The sequence below is a fragment of the Butyrivibrio hungatei genome, assembly GCF_900101605.1.
GTDB classification, from domain to species: domain Bacteria; phylum Bacillota; class Clostridia; order Lachnospirales; family Lachnospiraceae; genus Butyrivibrio; species Butyrivibrio hungatei_B.
Map to the genome: position 1 here is coordinate 1 of NZ_FMUR01000016.1, position 18,785 is coordinate 18,785.

The 18,785-nt window shown below is 42.7% G+C and carries 17 protein-coding genes; 16 read left to right on the forward strand and 1 reads right to left on the reverse strand.

The annotated features are described in order from the left end of the window. A partial coding sequence (locus BLP87_RS12295; protein ID WP_074462937.1) for a transposase occupies positions 1–230 on the reverse strand: 230 nt, incomplete at its 3' end. Between the two features lie 198 nt (positions 231–428). Between BLP87_RS12295 and BLP87_RS12300 the strand changes: the two genes are divergently transcribed. From BLP87_RS12300 to ymfI, 16 genes are all read left to right on the forward strand, one after another. After that, the gene (locus tag BLP87_RS12300) at positions 429–704 is read left to right on the forward strand and encodes a HigA family addiction module antitoxin (RefSeq protein ID WP_242871863.1); all 276 of its coding nucleotides are present in this window, start codon (positions 429–431) and stop codon (positions 702–704) included. Positions 705–863: 159 nt separating this feature from the next. Continuing rightward, positions 864–2,039: a hypothetical protein gene (locus BLP87_RS12305; RefSeq protein WP_074462938.1), complete on the forward strand. Its 1,176-nt coding sequence runs from the start codon at positions 864–866 to the stop codon at positions 2,037–2,039. 221 nt (positions 2,040–2,260) lie between these two features. Beyond that, positions 2,261–3,091 carry a flagellin N-terminal helical domain-containing protein gene (locus BLP87_RS12310; RefSeq protein ID WP_074462939.1) on the forward strand — a complete coding sequence of 277 codons (831 nt, stop codon included), beginning with the start codon at positions 2,261–2,263 and terminating at the stop codon, positions 3,089–3,091. Between the two features lie 110 nt (positions 3,092–3,201). Next, entirely contained in the window at positions 3,202–5,598 is a 2,397-nt protein-coding gene (locus BLP87_RS12315) for a LicD family protein (RefSeq protein ID WP_074462940.1), read from the forward strand. A 122-nt stretch (positions 5,599–5,720) separates the two neighbouring features. After that, positions 5,721–6,410 carry a ribulose-phosphate 3-epimerase gene (locus tag BLP87_RS12320; RefSeq protein WP_074462941.1) on the forward strand — a complete coding sequence of 230 codons (690 nt, stop codon included), beginning with the start codon at positions 5,721–5,723 and terminating at the stop codon, positions 6,408–6,410. Between the two features lie 4 nt (positions 6,411–6,414). Beyond that, positions 6,415–8,562, forward strand: coding sequence for a LicD family protein (locus BLP87_RS12325; RefSeq protein ID WP_074462942.1), 2,148 nt, complete (start codon positions 6,415–6,417; stop codon positions 8,560–8,562). Positions 8,563–8,656: 94 nt separating this feature from the next. Then, entirely contained in the window at positions 8,657–9,436 is a 780-nt protein-coding gene (gene rfbF / locus BLP87_RS12330; protein WP_074462943.1) for a glucose-1-phosphate cytidylyltransferase, read from the forward strand. A gap of 2 nt (positions 9,437–9,438) precedes the next feature. Then, positions 9,439–11,280 carry a thiamine pyrophosphate-binding protein gene (locus BLP87_RS12335; protein WP_026667959.1) on the forward strand — a complete coding sequence of 614 codons (1,842 nt, stop codon included), beginning with the start codon at positions 9,439–9,441 and terminating at the stop codon, positions 11,278–11,280. A gap of 41 nt (positions 11,281–11,321) precedes the next feature. Then, positions 11,322–12,002, forward strand: coding sequence for a ribonuclease domain-containing protein (locus BLP87_RS12340; protein WP_242827231.1), 681 nt, complete (start codon positions 11,322–11,324; stop codon positions 12,000–12,002). 3 nt (positions 12,003–12,005) lie between these two features. After that, positions 12,006–12,281: a barstar family protein gene (locus BLP87_RS12345; RefSeq protein ID WP_051625351.1), complete on the forward strand. Its 276-nt coding sequence runs from the start codon at positions 12,006–12,008 to the stop codon at positions 12,279–12,281. A gap of 33 nt (positions 12,282–12,314) precedes the next feature. Beyond that, positions 12,315–13,583 carry an ArsB/NhaD family transporter gene (locus tag BLP87_RS12350; RefSeq protein ID WP_074462944.1) on the forward strand — a complete coding sequence of 423 codons (1,269 nt, stop codon included), beginning with the start codon at positions 12,315–12,317 and terminating at the stop codon, positions 13,581–13,583. Between the two features lie 353 nt (positions 13,584–13,936). Beyond that, positions 13,937–15,205, forward strand: coding sequence for a M18 family aminopeptidase (locus tag BLP87_RS12355; RefSeq protein ID WP_074462945.1), 1,269 nt, complete (start codon positions 13,937–13,939; stop codon positions 15,203–15,205). Positions 15,206–15,234: 29 nt separating this feature from the next. Further along, the gene (locus tag BLP87_RS12360; RefSeq protein ID WP_074462946.1) at positions 15,235–16,497 is read left to right on the forward strand and encodes an SseB family protein; all 1,263 of its coding nucleotides are present in this window, start codon (positions 15,235–15,237) and stop codon (positions 16,495–16,497) included. Positions 16,498–16,678: 181 nt separating this feature from the next. Next, entirely contained in the window at positions 16,679–17,572 is an 894-nt protein-coding gene (locus BLP87_RS12365; protein ID WP_074462947.1) for a chemotaxis protein CheX, read from the forward strand. A 21-nt stretch (positions 17,573–17,593) separates the two neighbouring features. Then, positions 17,594–17,950: a response regulator gene (locus tag BLP87_RS12370; protein WP_074462948.1), complete on the forward strand. Its 357-nt coding sequence runs from the start codon at positions 17,594–17,596 to the stop codon at positions 17,948–17,950. Positions 17,951–18,047: 97 nt separating this feature from the next. After that, positions 18,048–18,773, forward strand: coding sequence for an elongation factor P 5-aminopentanone reductase (ymfI, locus tag BLP87_RS12375; protein ID WP_074462949.1), 726 nt, complete (start codon positions 18,048–18,050; stop codon positions 18,771–18,773). The last annotated feature ends 12 nt before the right edge of the window (positions 18,774–18,785 follow it).

Below are 18,785 nucleotides of genomic sequence, written 5' to 3' on the forward strand. Positions count from 1 at the left end.
CGTTTAAGACGGGCTATTTCCTTGGCTTCGTCAGATGAGTAGTTACCTGATCCTCTGGTAGGGATATCACCATCATTATCTTTGAACTGGGTTTCCCACCTTGCTAAGGTACTGGTACCTATTCCGAGATTCTTAGCACATTCAACCTGTGTGAGATCAGGATGTTCCTTGCGATAGTTGACAGCATCCAACTTGAACTGCTTTGTGTGTTGTTTGTTTTTTCTTGGCATAATGAGTTCCTCCTCTTGTATTATATGCTATTTAAAGGATTAACTCATTTTAAAATGTACTAATTAGATGCTAACACTAGGGAAATATAAAACATTTTCCGATGGAATCTTTTGTTGTTACGCCAAGAGCAATGCTTGACATCGTTCTGGAAAATATTGATGATAATTATTATGGAAACATTTATTGAGACTCCAAATATGAGTGAAATATTGTATGAAGAATTCATGGAACCGTTAGGAATATCTGCTTATAAGCTGGCACAGGCTATTCATGTTCCTGTATCAAGAATTCAAGATATTCTTCATGATAGAAGGAAAGTGACTGTTGATACATCTCTGAGATTGGCGAGATTTTTTGGGGTGTCGGATCGATATTTTTTAGACATCCAAAATGATATAGATATAAGAAATCTTAGAATATCTATGGCGGATGATATTAAAATGATTCATCCGTATAATACAGCGGTGATGTAAGTGAAAAAACGAACGAATTAGTAGGTCTGAGTTGAGAAAATCAATTCAGACCTTTCTTTCAACTACTGCAAGCTTTTTAAATTATGGTATTATATTTATACAAGAACATGTCGAAAAACCATATAGATATTTCTGATATATAACAGGGGATTTTGGTTTATGAAGAAGCAAAGGATGAGGACAACTGCATTGTTAACGGGAATTTGCACGGCATTCATGTTGCTTGCTGGTTCTGTTGATGTGCGGGCGGTTGACACGGTGACTCTTCCACTTGAAGTATATGGAAAAGATGTGGTATCTGTAGCGCTACCTGCCATCAGCGAAGACGGTGAATCGCCTTTTGACTTTATTATAGATCCGCAGGGCCTTATTTTTGCTACCGATGCGGCCAAGTACGGAGGCGGAAAGGTCGAGGAGAACGCAACGATACTGTTTAGAAATCATGATGGAGAGTATGATTTTTCAAGGCGCAGCGATTCCCTTACGGTAAAAAACAGAAGTAACGTCCCTGTTGTTGTCACGATAACGGCAAGTGTTGAAAATCTCGGAGATATTGAGATTGCAGGAAATACTGACTTTGGCGATTCGGATGCATGCAGCATGTATCTTGCCGTTGTAGATGATGAAGGAAATGAAAAGCCAATTTCGGAGGATGGCGAAATATCAATCAGTACCGAGATGCGCAGCGCGCCTGATGATGCTTATATTTACAGAATTGATGAGGAGAGTGGAAGCTATTCTTATGAGCTTTCGAGGTCTCCCGAAGAGATAGATTTTGATTCGTATTCTTTTGGACTTACGGGATATTGTAATCCCAACGGAAATTGGCAGGATGTTGCTGTTCATCCGGTTGTGAAGGTTACCTGGAAGGTTGAGCCTGTTCTTTCTGATGAAGAAGAGGAAGAACCTGAACAGCAGGAAGAGCTTGAAGAAGCTGCAACTGCAGCAAGCAGCGAACTGACAGAGGAACAAGAGGAGGCAAAAGAGCCTGAATCCGATACACCTAAAGCTACGGAAGAATCCGGGCAGAAAGATTCCGAAACTACGGTGAATAAGACTGAAGCGGCGTCTACTGAAACTTCAGTTACAGAAAAAAGACCTGTTCTGGGCGAGCAGATAAATACTGAACAGGCAAATACAGCAGCAAGCGTGATTGCTTCTGTAGAAGAAAAAAAAGAAGATAAAGAAAAAACATCAGAGGATGAAGCAACGGTGATGCGTGACAGTGAGCCATCGAATGTTCAAGAGGGCATAGACGTTTCAGAAAGTATGCAGCCGCCTACTCAGGATGAAAATGCTGCGAATACAGCTTCTGCTGAACAGAGTAATGAGTAGTGAGACTGCATAAGAATAAGGATTTTTTTTACAAAAATTATAGTTTATAAAAAGTTTATATATTATTTTTTTAAAAAGGGGTTATTTTTTTAGATTTATAGTCGATAATAAAAGTGTAAAACAAAACAGAGATGGTTTTTAGGCCAGCACTAAGAACTATTTCGAAACGAGCAAACGAGTGGCAAGGAAGCCACCGTACAAATTCAAGGAGGAATTATATTATGGTAGTACAACACAACGTAACAGCAATGAATGCAAACAGACAGCTTGGAATCACAACTGGTATTCAGGCTAAGTCAAGTGAGAAGTTATCATCAGGTTACAAGATCAACAGAGCAGCAGATGATGCAGCAGGTCTTGCAATTTCCGAAAAGATGAGACGTCAGGTAAGAGGTCTTACACAGGCTTCTGCTAACGCTCAGGATGGTATCTCAGCAGTTCAGACAGCTGAAGGTGCTCTTAACGAAGTACACGATATGCTTCAGAGAATGAATGAGCTTGCTACAAAGGCAGCTAATGAAACTCTTACATCAAAGGATCGTGAGTACATTGACGCAGAGATTACACAGCTTAAGACTGAGATTGACAGAACTTCTTCAGCAACAAAGTTCAACGATCAGGAACTTCTTGATGGAACTTTCAAAGAAAAGAAACTTCAGGTTGGTGCTGACACAAAGGATATTAACCAGATTACAGTTACTATCGGTTCTATGAGCACATCAACTCTTGAGATTAAGGGAAGTAAGTGCACTGTTACAGGAAAAGATGGTTCAAATGCACTTAAGGCTATGGACGCAATCAAGGGTGCTCTTGAGAAAGTATCAACTCAGAGATCTGATCTCGGTGCTGTTCAGAACAGACTTGAGCACACAATCAAGAACCTTGATAACGTAGTTGAGAACACACAGGCTGCTGAATCACAGATTCGTGATACAGATATGGCTACCGAGATGGTTAAGTATTCGAATAACAACATCCTTGCACAGGCTGGACAGTCAATGCTGGCTCAGGCTAACCAGACAAATCAGGGTGTTCTTTCACTTCTCGGTTAATCCTAGATGGTTCACAAGAAAACTTGGTCATTTGCATAATTGCAACTACCAAAGAGGGCTCCGGAAACGGGGCCCTTTTTCAAAATGAAAATTATCAGGGGATAAAAATAATGGACAATTCCATTAATTTTTTGCGTGACGAAGTCAGAAACGGCTTCTATATACCTACAGCGATAAAGCAGGCGTGGTCTGCTACGCTTGACGTTTTAAGTAAAATAGACAGTATATGTGAAAAGCATGGAATAAGGTATTTTGCGGATTGGGGATCGTTTCTTGGTGCGGTAAGGCATGGCGGATTCATTCCGTGGGATGATGACCTTGATATTTGCATGCTTAGAGACGATTATGATAAATTCAGACAGGTCGCGGATGCAGAGCTTCCGGAGAATTTCGTTATCCACGACTATGAGAGAAAAGATAATCATTGGCTCTTTCTGGCAAGAGTCGTCAATAATTCCAAGATGTGTTTTGATCTTGAATATCTTAATGAACACAATAATTTTCCGTGGCTTGCGGGAGTGGACATTTTTATCAAGGACTATCTATATGAAGATGAGGAAAAAGAGAAATCCCGCTGTGATGAGATCCTTAATATCCTCGCGGTGGCAGATGGCATCATAGACGGACAAATTAATAAAAATGCGGTGTTACAGAAGCTTAATGAGTTTTCCGCAAAATATAATACAAAATTTCCAAAGTTAAATCCGGACAAAAAGTCTGAAAGAGAAGTTGCTGTTTCGCTGTATCGCCTTGCCGAGAAGCAAATGGCAAGAGTTAAGCCCGGAGATACGCATCGTGTCGGACAGATTTTTCCCTGGGTAATTAAATATGGAAGTAGCGCGGGCGAAACGAAATCGTGGTATGAAAAAAGTATAAGACTTCCTTTTGAGAATACCACAATTCCTGTGCCGGCCTGCTACAACACGGTACTTACCAAAAGATACGGCGATTATTGCACGGTCAAAAAGAACTGGGACGGACATAATTATCCTTTCTTTGAAGGGCAAAAGAAAGAGATGGAAGAAATCTCAGGAGAGTCTTTTGGCGGATATAAGTTTGATCCGAAAATTCTTGAAAGAGATGTCCCTGATAAAAGTAATTCTCTTAAGACGATTGCAAAAGAATGTGTTTCTGAGCTTAAGAAGATGCTTGCAGATGCGGATAAGATATGCTCGGGAAGTGAGCTTGCCGCAGAGGCTTTTGATGAACTTACAAAGCTTGTGGGTGACATTCAGCAGCTTGCGGCAGATTTTGGAACGCTTACCGAGAATGTTAAAGGTGCGGACAGAGATTGTACCGTCAAACTTGTAGGTGCGTTGCAATCCTTGTGTGATGCGCTTTGGGAAGATTATATAAAAGTAAAAGAAAAGGCAGAGAGCGGAGCCACAGAAGAAACGGCTGCAAATAACGCCGAAACCGATTTTTATAAGAGCAAAGATGCTTTAGATAAGGTGGAACAATCGGTAAAAGAAAACATTCTAGATAGAAAAGAAATTCTCTTTTTACCCATAGGAATCAGAGAATGGAAGGCTTTTGAAGACTTATATGAAAAGGAGATATCAGATCCGGACACAGACGTATATGTTGTTCCGCTTCCTCTTTTGAAAAAGAATTTTGTCGGCGAAGTTAATATGACTGATGAGGAGATTGCGGAATCTGCGCATATGAGCGAGTATCCCGTGGAACTTTCATGTATAGATTTCAGAAACTATGACATTGAAATGCATGCTCCCGATGTTGTTTATATTCAGAATCCATATGATGAAGCAAATTCATGCCATACGATTCCGCCATATTTCTATGCAAGTAATGTCAGGAAATATGCGGATAATGTGGTATATGTTCCAATCGCACCAACGGCGGAGTTTTCGAAGGATGACGGAAGCGATATGTACAATATGCGCCATTACGTTACGGTTCCGGCTGTGATCGCTGCGGACAAGGTTCTTGTTCAGTCGGAGAATATCAGAAGCTTGTATATTGATGTGCTTTCCTCTTTTGCGGGGCAGGAAACGGAAGATATATGGAAAAAGAAAATCGAGGTTGCGGATAAATATATAGAAGCGTTAACTGAAACTCTCGGTGAAAAAGCTGATAATAAATCTGATAGCGAAGCGGGAGAGAGCAGAAGGAAGAAACTCCTTGTCTGTATAGGTGCCAATGAACTTCTTGAGAGCACGGAGCGGGGAATTTCACTTACAGAGGCACTTAATTCAAAGTTGGAGATATTAAAGGAGTCGGCTGATAATATTGATGTCTCGATTTCTCTTTATCCCGAAGATAAAGAAGAATGGATTAAAGTGCAGGATTCTTTGGCAAAAGAGATATTTGATGCAATGGATAGCGCTGTTTCAAAAGGCTACATAAAAGCTACATTTGAAGATTCTAAAGATGCGGATGCGATAGCGCAGGAATATGATGCGTATTACGGAAGTCCGTCGCCGTTCGTGCCGGCGTTTTCTGTTATCGGAAAGCCCGTTATGATCGCAGATTTTGGATTAATGTGAAAATTCTTACAGTTCAGATGCAGCAGAACGCTGACAAAAGAGTTATCTATGATAAAATGTATATGATATAAGTGTCAAATGAACGGAATAATTCATATATCATATATTGTTGAGGGGGTAGTATGAATAAATTTGTACTTACGGCGTCCATGATGTGCGCTGATTTCGGTAATCTAGAGAGAGAGGTTAAAGCTCTTGAGGCAGCCGGAATAGATTCTTTTCACATAGATATCATGGATGGTAGGTATGTTAATAACTTCGCCATGTCGCTCTATGACATGGTGGCGATTGCAAGATTGAGCAGTAAACCTCTGGATGTGCACCTGATGATCGAGCATCCGAGGAATAATATAGAGCTTTTTCTAAGGTATCTTCGCGAGGGAGATACGGTCTACATTCATCCCGAAGCGGAGTATCATCCGTCTGCGACAATCCAGAAGATAATTGATCACGGAATGCATCCCGGTATCGCGATAAATCCCGGAACCAGCGTTGAGTCTGTAAGAGAGCAGCTTCGCATTGTTGACAGAGTTCTTGTAATGGCGGTTAATCCGGGCAACGCCAGCCAGATGTTTCTTCCTTTCGTTGGTGAGAAAATTGACGCGCTCCTTCACCTCAGGAAAAAAATGGGATTTGAGCTATACTGGGACGGAGCCTGCGGCGCAGAGAGAATGAAAGAATATGTTCCAAAGAAGATGGACGGTTTTGTCCTCGGTACAACTCTTTTGTTCGGAAAAAACACCGGGTATTCGGAAATTATCCCTGCGATAAGAGAACTTGATTTTTCATATCTGAAAGAGGAGCGAGTTTGATCTGATGAATATAAACAATTCCGAAGAAAAAAATATTGTGCCGCTTGATGAGATCAGTTTTCCTGATTCTTTTTTCAGAGAGGAAGTCAGAAACGGCTTTTATATCACAACGATGATGAAGCGCTATTGGGCAGGTCAGCTTCAGATGTTGTCTGATATTGATAAACTGTGCAAAAAACATGGTATTAAGTGGTTTGCCGATTACGGAACGCTCCTTGGCGCAGTGCGTCACGGCGGATACATTCCGTGGGATGATGACTTTGACATCTATATGCTCCGCGATGATTATGAGCGCTTTTTTGAGATCGCTCCAAAAGAGATGCCGAGTGTGTATATTTTTCTGTCACTTAGGGATATTGAAGAAGGATATGATAATTTCCTCGGAAGGATAGTCAATTGCAACACCATAGATTGCAGCGAGGATCATCTTTCGCAGTTCAGCGGATGCCCTTACACCGTGGGCGTTGATATTTTTCCCATGGACGGAGTCTATAATGACGAAGAAAAAGAAAAAGAGCGCTTGGAGAGGGCCCAAAAGGCAATATTGGTACATGATGCCGTTGATGCAGCAGACGAATTGGGCAATCTTGCGAAGAATATAGAATCGCTTGTCATAGATATTGAGAAGGAGAACCATGTTCATCTTCGTAGGGGAAAAAAGCTTAAACATGAGATTCAGAAGCTGATTGAAAAAATATACATGGAGTGTCCCGTATCTGAGGCGGACAGGGTAGCCATGATGCCTTTTTATCTTCAGTACGGAAATCATGTTTATCCCAAAAAATTCATGAATAAATCTTTTGAGATGGAGTTCGAGAATACGCTGCTGCAGGTGCCGTGTTGCTATGATTACAAACTGGCTTTGGATTACGGCAACTACATGGAGATACATAAGGGCGGCGGTATGCACGAATATCCGGTCTATATAAGTCAGGAGAAGGCGCTTGCCCAAAAGATCGGACATAATCCGTTCAGATATACGTTTGATTCCAATGAAATGCTTGTTTCAGTCAGAAGATATATGGAAAAAATGCTTGTTCCTCAAAAGGAGAAGGATAAAAAGACTATTCTTTTCCTACCGTGCAGAGCAATGTGGTGGGATACCATGGAAGGCTTGTGGCACAAGTACGTATCAGAGGGACATGACGTTCATGTACTTCCAATCAGTTTTTATGATACCAATTTTCAGGGCGAAGTCGGGGAAATGCATGATGAAAGAGCTCTTTTCCCTGAATATCTTAATGTCGAGGATTTCGAGAAGTTTGATTATGCGGGAGTTCATCCCGATGCGATAGTTATACAGGTGCCTTATGATGAGTGGAATTCGTCGCTTACCGTGCATGAGTTCTTTTATTCATCGAATATAATAAATGCGACGGATGAGCTTATTTATGTGCCATGCTTTGACATCGACGATCCGATTGACAGCGAGGACAAGGCATGCCGCAGTATTGAAATACTCGCAGAGCAGCCTGCGGTGGTAAATGCCGATAAGGTTCTTCTTAAGTCGGAAAAGCAAAGGGAGCTCTATCTCCGGAAATTGATAGGATTTTCCGGCGAGGAGACAAGGGCTTTTTGGGAAAACAAGATCGAGGTTTCGCCGTATGTCGGAAGAGACTGGCAGAAACGTGTGCAGAGCGACGGCTTAGCAGATGATATTAAAAACGCAGTATGTGCGCATGCAGAGAATATCGATGCTTCCGGACACGGACATGATGAAAAAAAATCTGCTGATGAAGCAGCAATGAAACAGGCATGGAGCGAATTCCTCGGTGAATATGCAGACCGAAAGGCAGTCGTTTATTACTACACCATCAGTACTCTCATGTGCCGCGGCGAAGCAGCAATCGATAAATTTGAGCGCGTTCTTGATACATTTGCGGAGACTGCAAAAGAAGGAAAACTTGTTGCAATCTTTGTTCCCCAGGATTATCTGACTGCAAACCTTGATAAGGCAGAAGATGATGTTCGTGAGAGATACCTTGCATTTGTAGAAAAAGTAAAGAACGCAGAAGGTGTTATTTGGGACGAAGATAACCAGAGCCTTGAGTTTATTGATATGTGGGACGCATACTACGGTGATACCGGTGTTATAGCTATGGAATGTGCGAACAGAAAAATTCCGGTAATGCTGGAGAACGTGGACATATAATAAATGGACTACAAAAAAATTTCAAAAAGTAGTATATTACTGAGTATCAATTTGGTGGCACTATGTAACCCAACGGGAAGGAAAGAGAGATTAGATGAAAGTTGTAATTTTAGCGGGAGGTTTCGGAACAAGGATCAGTGAAGAGAGCCATCTTCGCCCAAAGCCAATGATCGAGATCGGGGGTAAGCCGATCCTTTGGCACATCATGAAAGAATATTCACATTACGGATTTAATGAGTTTATTATATGCGCGGGATACAAGCAGGAAGTTATAAAAGAGTATTTCGCAAATTACTATCTCCACAACTGCGATGTGACTTTCGATTTTGCAAACGAGAATAAGACAACGTTCCACTCACAGAAGGCGGAGCCCTGGAAGGTAACTGTTGTCGACACAGGATACAGCACCATGACGGGTGGACGTATCAAGAGGATAAGAGAGCATGTCGGAGACGAGGCATTCTTTATGACCTACGGTGACGGCGTGTGTGACATAGACATGACAAAGCTCCTTGAGTTTCACAAGGCAAATGGCAAACTTGCGACAGTAACGGCAATCCTTGCAGGACAGCGCTTTGGTGTGTTTGATATTGATAAAGGTGATGATTCTACTATTAAAGATTTCAGAGAGAAAGCAAGCATGGACGGCGCTAGAATTAACGGCGGTTACATGGTCCTTGAGCCCGGTGTTTTTGATTATATCGAGGGCGATGCGACATTCTTTGAAAAAGAACCTATGCACAATCTTGTAAGAGACGGCGAAATGGTCGCATACAAGTATGACGGCTTCTGGAAGTGCATGGATACGGCAAGAGAAAGGGACGAACTTACGGAACTTGTTGAAACAGGTAGAGCACCTTGGATAAGGTGGTAAATATGAGAGTTTCTGATTACATAGCAGAATTTTTGGTAAAAAAGGGCGTCACCGACTGTTTCACTGTAGTAGGCGGTGGCGCTATGTATTTGAATAATTCTTTTGGCCATACAAAAGGAATGACATGTACGCACTTCCATCATGAGCAGGGCGCGGCCATAGCTGCTGAGAGCTACTCAAGATATGACGGAAGAGTTGCGGCTCTTTGTGTAACTTCGGGCCCCGGCGGAACAAATGCAATAACGGGCGTACTCGGAGGTTGGCTTGATTCGCTCCCCATGTTCGTGGTAAGCGGTCAGGTGCGTTATGACACAACAGTCAGATATGAGCATAAGCTCATGGGAAAAGAGTATGATCGCAAGGGACTTCGTTCTCTCGGAGATCAGGAGTACGATATAACCCGCATGACTGAGCACATGTGCAAGTACGCAGTTATGCTTGAAGATCCCGCAGACATAAGATATCACATGGAAAAAGCTTGGCATCTTATGAACGTCGGAAGACCGGGACCTGTGTGGATCGATGTTCCCGTTAATTTCCAGGGCGCTGAGATCGATCCCGATTCGCTCAGAGGCTACAGCGAGGAAGAAGCAGCTTCTTATGAAAAAGAGACTCCGGAAGTTTCTGATGAAACAATAAACGAAGTAATAGAGATGGTCAAAAAAGCTGAGCGTCCCGTCATCTATGCAGGCGGCGGAGTGCGTATTTCAGGTGGTTTTGACGCGTTCAGAAAAGTTGTGGATAAACTCGGAGTTCCCGTTTGTACATACTGGAATTCAATCGATGTTATAGAAACAGACAATCCGCTTTACTGCGGCCGCGGCGGTAATATGGGTGACAGACCGGGGAACTTTGCGATACAGAATGCGGATCTTGTCATCGTCATAGGCAGCAGGCTTTCAATCAGACAGGTAGGCTATACATGGGGAACATGGGCAAGAGCTGCCAAGGTCGTAATGGTCGACATTGAACCTGCTGAGATGGAGAAACACACTGTTCATGTTGATATGAAGATTCACGCTGACGCAAAAGAGTTTCTTGAAAAGCTCTATGCGGCAGCAGATAAGTGTGGCGAGACTTACGTTTCTCCTGCCGATGCATGGAGAAAACAGTGCGTGGCATGGAAAGAAAAATATCCCGTTGTATCGGAAAGTCAGCTCCATACAGGCGATAACAAGGTTAATGTATACGGATTTATCAAAGCTCTTTCTGCGGCACTTCCTAAGGGAAGTCTTACTGCAGTAAGTAACGGTGCGTGCTGCGTAGCGGGCCACCAGAGCTGGGTAGTAAAAGAAGGCACGAGATTTATAATAAACAACGCGGTAGCCAGCATGGGATATGGTCTTCCCGCAGCGATAGGTCTTTGCATCGCGGCAGGAAGAAAAGAAACAATATGTCTTGAAGGCGACGGAAGTATAATGATGAACCTTCAGGAGCTTCAGACTGTTATCACAAACAAGCTCCCTATCAAGGTATTTCTCATAAACAATGAGGGCTATCATTCGATCAGACTTACTCAGAACAATCTGTTCAAAGAGTATTCAAAAGTCGGAATCGGCCCCGAGAGCGGAGATCTCGCATTCCCGTCTTTTGAAAAGATCGCGGAAGCGTTCGGCTATCCCTACAGTAGGGTGGTCACGGGAAATGAGCTTGAAGATGCGATGAAGACGGCGGTAGATGCCAAGAGTCCTGTGTTCGTTGAAGTTTATACCGATACTGAGCAGGTTTGGGCACCCAAGAGCTCGGCGCGAAGAGAGCCGGACGGAAGCCTATCAAGTCCTCCGCTTGAAGATCTTGCGCCTTTCCTTTCAAGGGAAGAACTTGCCGAGAACATGTATATTTGACGATCGGATGAAAAGTTATTGAATTAAAAAGAGGTATACAAGTGAATTTTTTTAAGAAAAAAGGTAAGAACAGCGTTAGGATAGTTGCGTTTATAATGCTGTTGTTTATGGTTTTGACGACGGTTGGTTCCGGAATATTCGCAGCGCGCGGTATAACGGACGGCGAGGATGCATCCTCATATGATAACTCAGGAATAAGCGATATTTCTGCCGAGGATCTGTCGATTCTTTTTACTGACGGAGCGGGCAACGCGATAACTTTGGACGGTGATGCGCTCGCGTCCGATATTGTAAGTGAAGTGTCGGAGAGCGGTAATTCAGGAGAAGAAGCTTCAAATGCTGCGGGTTCCGATGCAGCGGCAGCAGGTGATAATGAGAAGGCATCTGCGGTTTCTGAAGACGGAACGTATACATCAAAAGATGATGTGGCTCTTTATATCCACACTTACGGCAAACTTCCTTCCAATTTCATCACTAAGAATGAGGCCAAAAAGCTTGGCTGGACAGGCGGAGGGCTCGATGAATTCGCCAAAGGAAAGTGCATAGGCGGAGACAGATTTGGCAACAACGAGGGAAAGCTACCCGATGGAAAGAAGTACAAAGAATGTGATATAGATACGCTGGGTGCCGATTCAAGAGGAGCAAAGCGTATAGTTTACTCAGACGACGGAAGTGTGTATTATACAGACGATCATTATGAAAACTTTGAGCAGGTGTATTAAACTATGGAGAAGGTTTTTTATATTGATTTAGCAGAAATTGCAACGCCGGAGGGACTTCAGGCAGAGCTTGTAAAAGAGCTCCCTCTTCCGGATTATTACGGCCGAAATCTTGACGCGCTCTATGATGTTCTTACGGAGAGCGGCGACGGCTGGAATATTATTTTTTACAATGCCAAATTTGCACAGTACAGGCTCGGAAAATATTTTGATGCGCTTTGCAGGCTTTGCAGGGAAGCGGCGGAAGATGTGCATGACCTGAAGATCAGGTTTTATATGTGATAAAAGTTTTTTCAACAGAAGGAGTAAAGAAACTTGAAAACTTTAGCCATTGTTTTATTTGTAATAATGTATGTTCTTATGGTGGTTCTGCCTAAGAAAAGAGCATACGTTGCGCTTTCTACGGCGCTTATTTTTGTGATCACGGGAATTCTTCCGTTTAATCAGGTGTTTTCGGCAATAGACTGGAACGTCCTTATGATGATCTTTGGAACTATGGTAATCGTTGATTACTTCATAGAATCCAAGATGCCCAATTACATTGCGGACAAGATTCTTAATGTTGCGCCGAATGTGTTGTGGGTTACGATATCGATGTCTCTTTTCTCGGGAATCATTTCTGCATTTATCGATAACGTTGCGACGGTTCTTATGGTTGCACCTGTCGGACTTGCTATCTGCAAAAAACTCAAGATCTCGCCTGTTGCGATGATCATATGTATCGCGGTTTCATCAAACCTTCAGGGAGCCGCAACACTTGTTGGAGATACAACATCCATCATGCTCGCAGGAGCTGCAGGGATGGACTTTAACGATTTCTTCTGGATGGACGGAAAGCTCGGAATCTTCTTTGCGGTTGAGCTCGGAGCGCTTGCTACGGTTCCTATCATGATGGTTCTTTTCAGAAAAGACAAAGAACCCGTAAGCTCAGATGAGAAGACTGTTGTAACCGATTATGTTCCTACGATAATGATGCTTGGGCACGTTGTGCTTCTTGTTATCGCATCCTTTTTCCAGAATAAGCCTGAGATCACAAACGGTGTGATATGCATGGTATGCGGAATCATCAATATCATCTGGGAGATTTTTCTTTCAAAGGGAACAGATAGCATGTGGCATTCGCTCAAAGCAATCGACTACGATACTATGCTCCTTCTTGCAGGTCTGTTCTGCGTTATCAGCGGAATTACCAATGTCGGCATCATTGACGAACTTGCAAATATCATAGCCGATGCGGGAAAAGGAAATGTCTTTATGCTGTACACGGTTATAGTTTTCGGTTCTGTTGCAATCTCGGCGTTTATCGATAACATCCCGTATGTTGCGACCATGCTTCCGGTACTTGGAAGTTTGTCTGCCGTGATGTCGGCAAGTCCGCTTCTTTTGTACTTCGGACTTTTGATCGGTGCAACACTTGGCGGAAATCTTACACCTATCGGTGCTTCCGCAAATATCGCCGGTGTGGGAATGCTCAGAAAAGAAGGTTACGAAGTTTCTTTCGGAGATTTCATGAAGATAGGAGTTCCGTTTACACTAACCGCGGTGTTAATGGGATATCTTTTCATCTGGTTTGTATATGCATGATAGAGTTGTTTGTAATGAAACGGATTTGGATAATCAAACTTCGTAAGGGTTTGCCAAAGTTTATGAGAGTCAGTCGTGAGAGACTGGCTCTTTTTTTAGTTGTGTTCGTGAGGGGCAAACTTGAGAGTCTGAAGATACTATCTATAGTTGTTCAAAAATTTTTTACAATAATTTCCAGTAAAACGTCTTGATGGGCATAGTCACACATGCTAGAATGTTAATGCTTGATTTATATAATTAATATGTCGATAACAGGACGATCGAATATCTTTGAAAGCAAATATGGGCTATAATTATATTGGTTGCGGTTTATGTAAACTGCAATGAAATATGATAAAAGGCGGAAAAGTAAAATGAAGAATATAACAGAACAAATGCTTGAGTTTATTGACGCATCACCGACATGTTTTCACGTGGTCGACAACCTTAAGAAGGAACTTGCCGACAGGGGGTACGTGGAACTGAAAGAGTCTGAGGAGTGGGAACTTAAGCCCGGAAAGTTTTTTGTTACAAGAAACGATTCTTCTGTAATTTCTTTCAGGATCCCCGATAAGAAATTCAAAGGTTTTTATTTGATCGCAAGTCACAGCGATTCTCCTTCTTTTAAGATAAAAGAGAATCCTGAGATGGAGGAAGTTTCTGCATATGTAAAATTAAATACCGAGAAGTACGGCGGAATGCTCTGCGCACCTTGGTTTGACAGGCCGCTCTCGGTTGCCGGAAGACTTATCGTAAGAGATGGAAAAGGCGGTTTTATATCAAAGCTCGTAAATGTTGACAGAGATCTTTTGATGATACCTTCACTTGCTATCCATATGAACAGGGATGCAAACAGCTCAGCCAAGTACAATCCGCAGACCGACTGCATACCGCTTTTTGGAGATGCAAGTTCCAAAGGGAAGTTTTTTGAAGTGGTCGCAGATGCGGCAGGTGTGAAAAAAGAAGATATCTTAAGCCACGATCTCTTTTTGTACAACAGGGTGAAACCCACATTCTGGGGCGCAAACAATGAGTATATCGCAAGTTCAAGACTTGACGATCAGGAGTGCGTATATGCCACATTCGAGGGATTCATTACAGCGAAAGAATCCGAAAATGTTGTTATGCACTGCGTTTTCGATAATGAAGAGGTTGGAAGCGGAACCAAGCAGGGAGCGGATTCCACTTTCTTGAAGGATACGCTTGTCAGAATAAATGAAGCTCTTGGAAGAACGAAGCAGCAGTATTTTACAGCAGTTGCAAACAGCTTCATGATCTCTGCCGACAACGCACATGCCGTGCATCCCAATTACAAGGAAAAGGCGGATCCTGTTAACAGACCGCTTATGAACGGCGGAATCGTTATTAAATATAACGCAAATCAGAAATATACGACGGATGCGGTATCCGCAGCCACATTTAAACTTATTTGCGAGAAGGCAAATGTTCCCTATCAGACATTTACCAATCGCTCTGATATTGCCGGTGGTTCAACACTCGGTAATATCTCGACATCGCAGGTTTCCATTAATACGGTGGATATAGGACTTGCTCAGCTTGCAATGCATTCGCCCTATGAATCCGCGGGAAGCCGTGACCCCGAATATCTTGCAGGGGTATCAAAAACATTTTATGAGAGCTGATAACAGCATCAGATGAAAGAGGGATATAGATGGGACTATTTAGTTTGTTAGGGGGAAAAAAAGAAAAGGCGCTCCGGCCCGGAGAACTTGATGAAGAAATCAGAATAGCAAGAGAGAGGGAACTTGAGAAAGTCAGAGAAGCTCATGCTGCCCTTGACTGGCCGATAATACCTAAGCTGAATCATGTGAATCTCCCCGGAATTGAGTGCTGCCTTGCAGAGACAGTACCCGAGGAACGTAAGGATGACATCGGACAGATAATATATGAGGATGATGTTTCGATAGATGAACTCAGGGAACTTAACGATCAGGAACTTTTATTTGTTCTTACGACATTTGATGAGTTTGACAGAGAGGTTCCGATTCCCGACTATGAGAGAAATCGCAGAAAAGTTTATAACGAGGTAATTCGCAGGATCAGAGATGCTGAAATTCTATATGTAATCTATGATAAGTCGACGGGATATCCGTTCATCGACCATGGATACGGCCTTTTGTATTTTGGAAAAGAAATGGCGGAAGAAGCGGCTGAACTCTACAAGAAGCAGTACCGTCAGGTTATGGTAAAAGAGGTTGAGGTTGAACCGCAGCAGGAAGAAGGTGCGGGAAGAAAAGGATATTTTGATTTCCTTTACTGCATCGGCCTTGAGGATCTGATAATCGACAACGGCGCTTACAGAGTTAAGTTCAAGAGAGATGAGATCTCGGCGGCTCCGGGTGAGTGGAACAGAGTTATTAAAGATGCACCCGTAAATCCGCAGCTTTGCTTCTCAATGCTGGATATGCTCGAAGAGCGCAGATGGCCCGTAAAATATGAAAAGAGAGATGAGATTCTTGCTCTTAAGGAAAAGAGAATGATAGGAAATCTCTTTAACGGGAAATATATAGTTCCCATGCAGTATGAGGGACATGCAGAAAAGACAGAGAACGGACGTGTAAGAATGGGAAAAGATACAAAGTTTACATTCTTCATGGTGAAAACCGCCGATGACAAGATCTTTATGCCGGTATTCACAGACGGTTTTGAGTTTGGGAAAATGAAGCTCGGACATGAGTGGAATGCCGCAGTATTTTCATTTAGTGATATCGCAAGATTTATCCGTGATAAGGACGGCGTGGCGATCAATCCCGCGGGACACAGGATCTTCATGCCGAAAGAACAGATAATTGCGATAGACAGTGCCAACAGAGCCTACAGAGAAACAAAGGCACAGCAGAACAGAAGAGCCGATGACGACAATCCTGTAAAGAGGGCTGTAAATGGCGCAATGACGCAGATGGAAAAAAATTAAGAAAAATATAATAAAACGTTCTTGAAAGTTGTATGCCAAGCAAACGATGTATGATTCAATGTTTCCTTGGTATACAATTTATTGTGATGTAGCAAAATAAATAGTCTTGTTTATATACGGATAATGGTCTAAAATGGTACTGTAAGTTATAAACAAATTTTTATGTATAGGAGCTACAGCAATGTTCGATCGTCTAATTGGTGTATATTTGGTTGAGAAAGGCTTGCTCGACAAGAGTCAGCTTGAGAAGGCATATCAGATACAAGAATCCAATTGCGCTAAGCTTGGTGTTATAGCTGTCGCAGAGAAGCTTATGACTATAGCACAGGCAGAACAGGTAAATGCCATGCAGGCATCTATGGATAAGCGTTTTGGAGATATTGCCATCGAGCGTGGGTACTTGACAGATACCCAGGTAAGCCGTCTTGTGGAGTTGCAGGGAAATCCGTACCTTGCTTTTATTCAGGCACTTACGGATATGGATTGTATTTCCATGAGTAAGTTGGCAGAGGTGGAGGAAGAATATCAGAAACTCCACGGATTTACAGAATCGGATATGGCAACACTTAAGTCCGGTGATGTTGAGAAAATCGTGCCACTTTTCCTTGAGACTGAGGACCCGATATACAGAGGAATGTTTTCCATGGGTATCAAGAATATGTACAGACTCGTGGATAGTCACGTATTTGTCGGAAAGGCATATAAGACAAAAAATATTAAGGATGAAGTCCTTGGCTATCAGAAATTCCATGGAGATCAGAATGCGTTTGTAGGCATTTCAGGTAAGTATGAAGACGTACAGAGAATGGCTAAAGCGTACACCAAGGAAGAATTTATTGAAACAAGAGAAGACGCGCTTGACGCGGTTTGCGAACTTATAAATTGTATCAACGGTTTATATGTAACAGAACAGAGTAAGGAATCAAAGTTTATAGAGCTTGAGCCCCCTGCATTCTCTGTTTCAGAGACAGAAGCTAGCTGTGATGAGATCATGGTTATGCCTGTTTATATTTGCGGCGGTGAGGTTAAATATCTCATTGCAGTATCAAAAGACACAAAAATAACGACCATGTAATAGGTTGGAGGAATATAGAAAATGAAGAACGTTTTAATAGTAGATGATTCCAGAACTTCAAGAAAAGTTTTGAGAGATATATTGGAGAGAGCCGGCTATACAATTGTAGGTGAAGCTGTTAACGGCCAGGAAGGTTTTGATGAGTACATGAAGCTTAAGCCCGACATCGTTACCATGGATATCACCATGCCTGTACTTGACGGTATTGATTCACTCAAGCTTATCAGAGAAGCCGATCCAAATGCAAAGGTTGTTATGATCACAGCTGCAGGACAGAAGCATAAGATGATGGAAGCTGTTAAGCTTGGAGCAGCAGAATTTGTTGCAAAGCCTTTTGTTGAGGAAACTGTTATCGATGCAATTTCACATTGCTGCTAATGGCTATGTGTAATCTGTGAGGCTGATATATAAGACAGAATACGTGCGCTGCTCTTTTATGGGGGCAGCGCATTAATCATTAATAAGGAGGCGCAAAGTGAACAGAAAAGTCCTTATTACCGGAGCATCAAGAGGAATAGGAAAAGCTATAGCGGAAGCTTTCGCTGCAATGGGGGATGAACTTTTTTTGACCTGTAAGCAAAGCGAAAAGCAGCTGGCGAGTTTTGCCGATCATCTTCGCAGTGAGTACGGTGTGAAATGCAGCAGTTTCACTTGCGATGCCGCAGACTATGATTCGGTGTCGGATCTTTTTGCAAGGAAGATAAAAGACATAGATATTGTCATAAACAACGCAGGAATAGCGCACATAGGCCTGCTTACCGATATGAGTGTCGCAGATTGGCGAAAAGTAATGAGTACTAATCTCGATTCGGTTTTTTTTACATGTAAATCGGCAGCTACTGTTATGTTGAGGAAACATTGTGGTAAGATAATAAACATAACTTCTGTGTGGGGATCGGTCGGAGCGTCCTGTGAAGTGGCATATTCAGCATCTAAGGGCGGTGTGAATGCTTTTACCAAAGCGCTGGCAAAAGAGCTTGCGCCCAGCAACATTCAGGTAAATGCCATTGCGTGCGGAGTCATTGACACCGCGATGAACAGAGAGCATCTGACGGAGGAGGACCTGAGTGCCCTTGAAGATGAGATACCCGCGGGAAGAATGGGTGAAGCTACAGAAGTTGCAAAGCTTGCGGTCATGCTTGCGGATTCACCCGAATATATGACCGGACAGATAATAACCCTCGATGGAGGATGGATTTAGGGTGGAAAAGAT

Bases quoted from the DNA above. Each gene is read 5' to 3' on its own strand.
- BLP87_RS12320 (WP_074462941.1), top strand. From the start codon at position 5,721: ATGAATAAATTTGTACTTACGGCGTCCATGATGTGCGCTGATTTCGGT.
- BLP87_RS12360 (WP_074462946.1), top strand. From the start codon at position 15,235: ATGGGACTATTTAGTTTGTTAGGGGGAAAAAAAGAAAAGGCGCTCCGG.
- BLP87_RS12335 (WP_026667959.1), top strand. From the start codon at position 9,439: ATGAGAGTTTCTGATTACATAGCAGAATTTTTGGTAAAAAAGGGCGTC.
- BLP87_RS12370 (WP_074462948.1), top strand. From the start codon at position 17,594: ATGAAGAACGTTTTAATAGTAGATGATTCCAGAACTTCAAGAAAAGTT.
- rfbF (WP_074462943.1), top strand. From the start codon at position 8,657: ATGAAAGTTGTAATTTTAGCGGGAGGTTTCGGAACAAGGATCAGTGAA.
- BLP87_RS12310 (WP_074462939.1), top strand. From the start codon at position 2,261: ATGGTAGTACAACACAACGTAACAGCAATGAATGCAAACAGACAGCTT.
- BLP87_RS12365 (WP_074462947.1), top strand. From the start codon at position 16,679: ATGTTCGATCGTCTAATTGGTGTATATTTGGTTGAGAAAGGCTTGCTC.
- BLP87_RS12300 (WP_242871863.1), top strand. From the start codon at position 429: ATGAGTGAAATATTGTATGAAGAATTCATGGAACCGTTAGGAATATCT.
- BLP87_RS12355 (WP_074462945.1), top strand. From the start codon at position 13,937: ATGAAGAATATAACAGAACAAATGCTTGAGTTTATTGACGCATCACCG.
- BLP87_RS12345 (WP_051625351.1), top strand. From the start codon at position 12,006: ATGGAGAAGGTTTTTTATATTGATTTAGCAGAAATTGCAACGCCGGAG.
- BLP87_RS12305 (WP_074462938.1), top strand. From the start codon at position 864: ATGAAGAAGCAAAGGATGAGGACAACTGCATTGTTAACGGGAATTTGC.
- BLP87_RS12325 (WP_074462942.1), top strand. From the start codon at position 6,415: ATGAATATAAACAATTCCGAAGAAAAAAATATTGTGCCGCTTGATGAG.
- BLP87_RS12315 (WP_074462940.1), top strand. From the start codon at position 3,202: ATGGACAATTCCATTAATTTTTTGCGTGACGAAGTCAGAAACGGCTTC.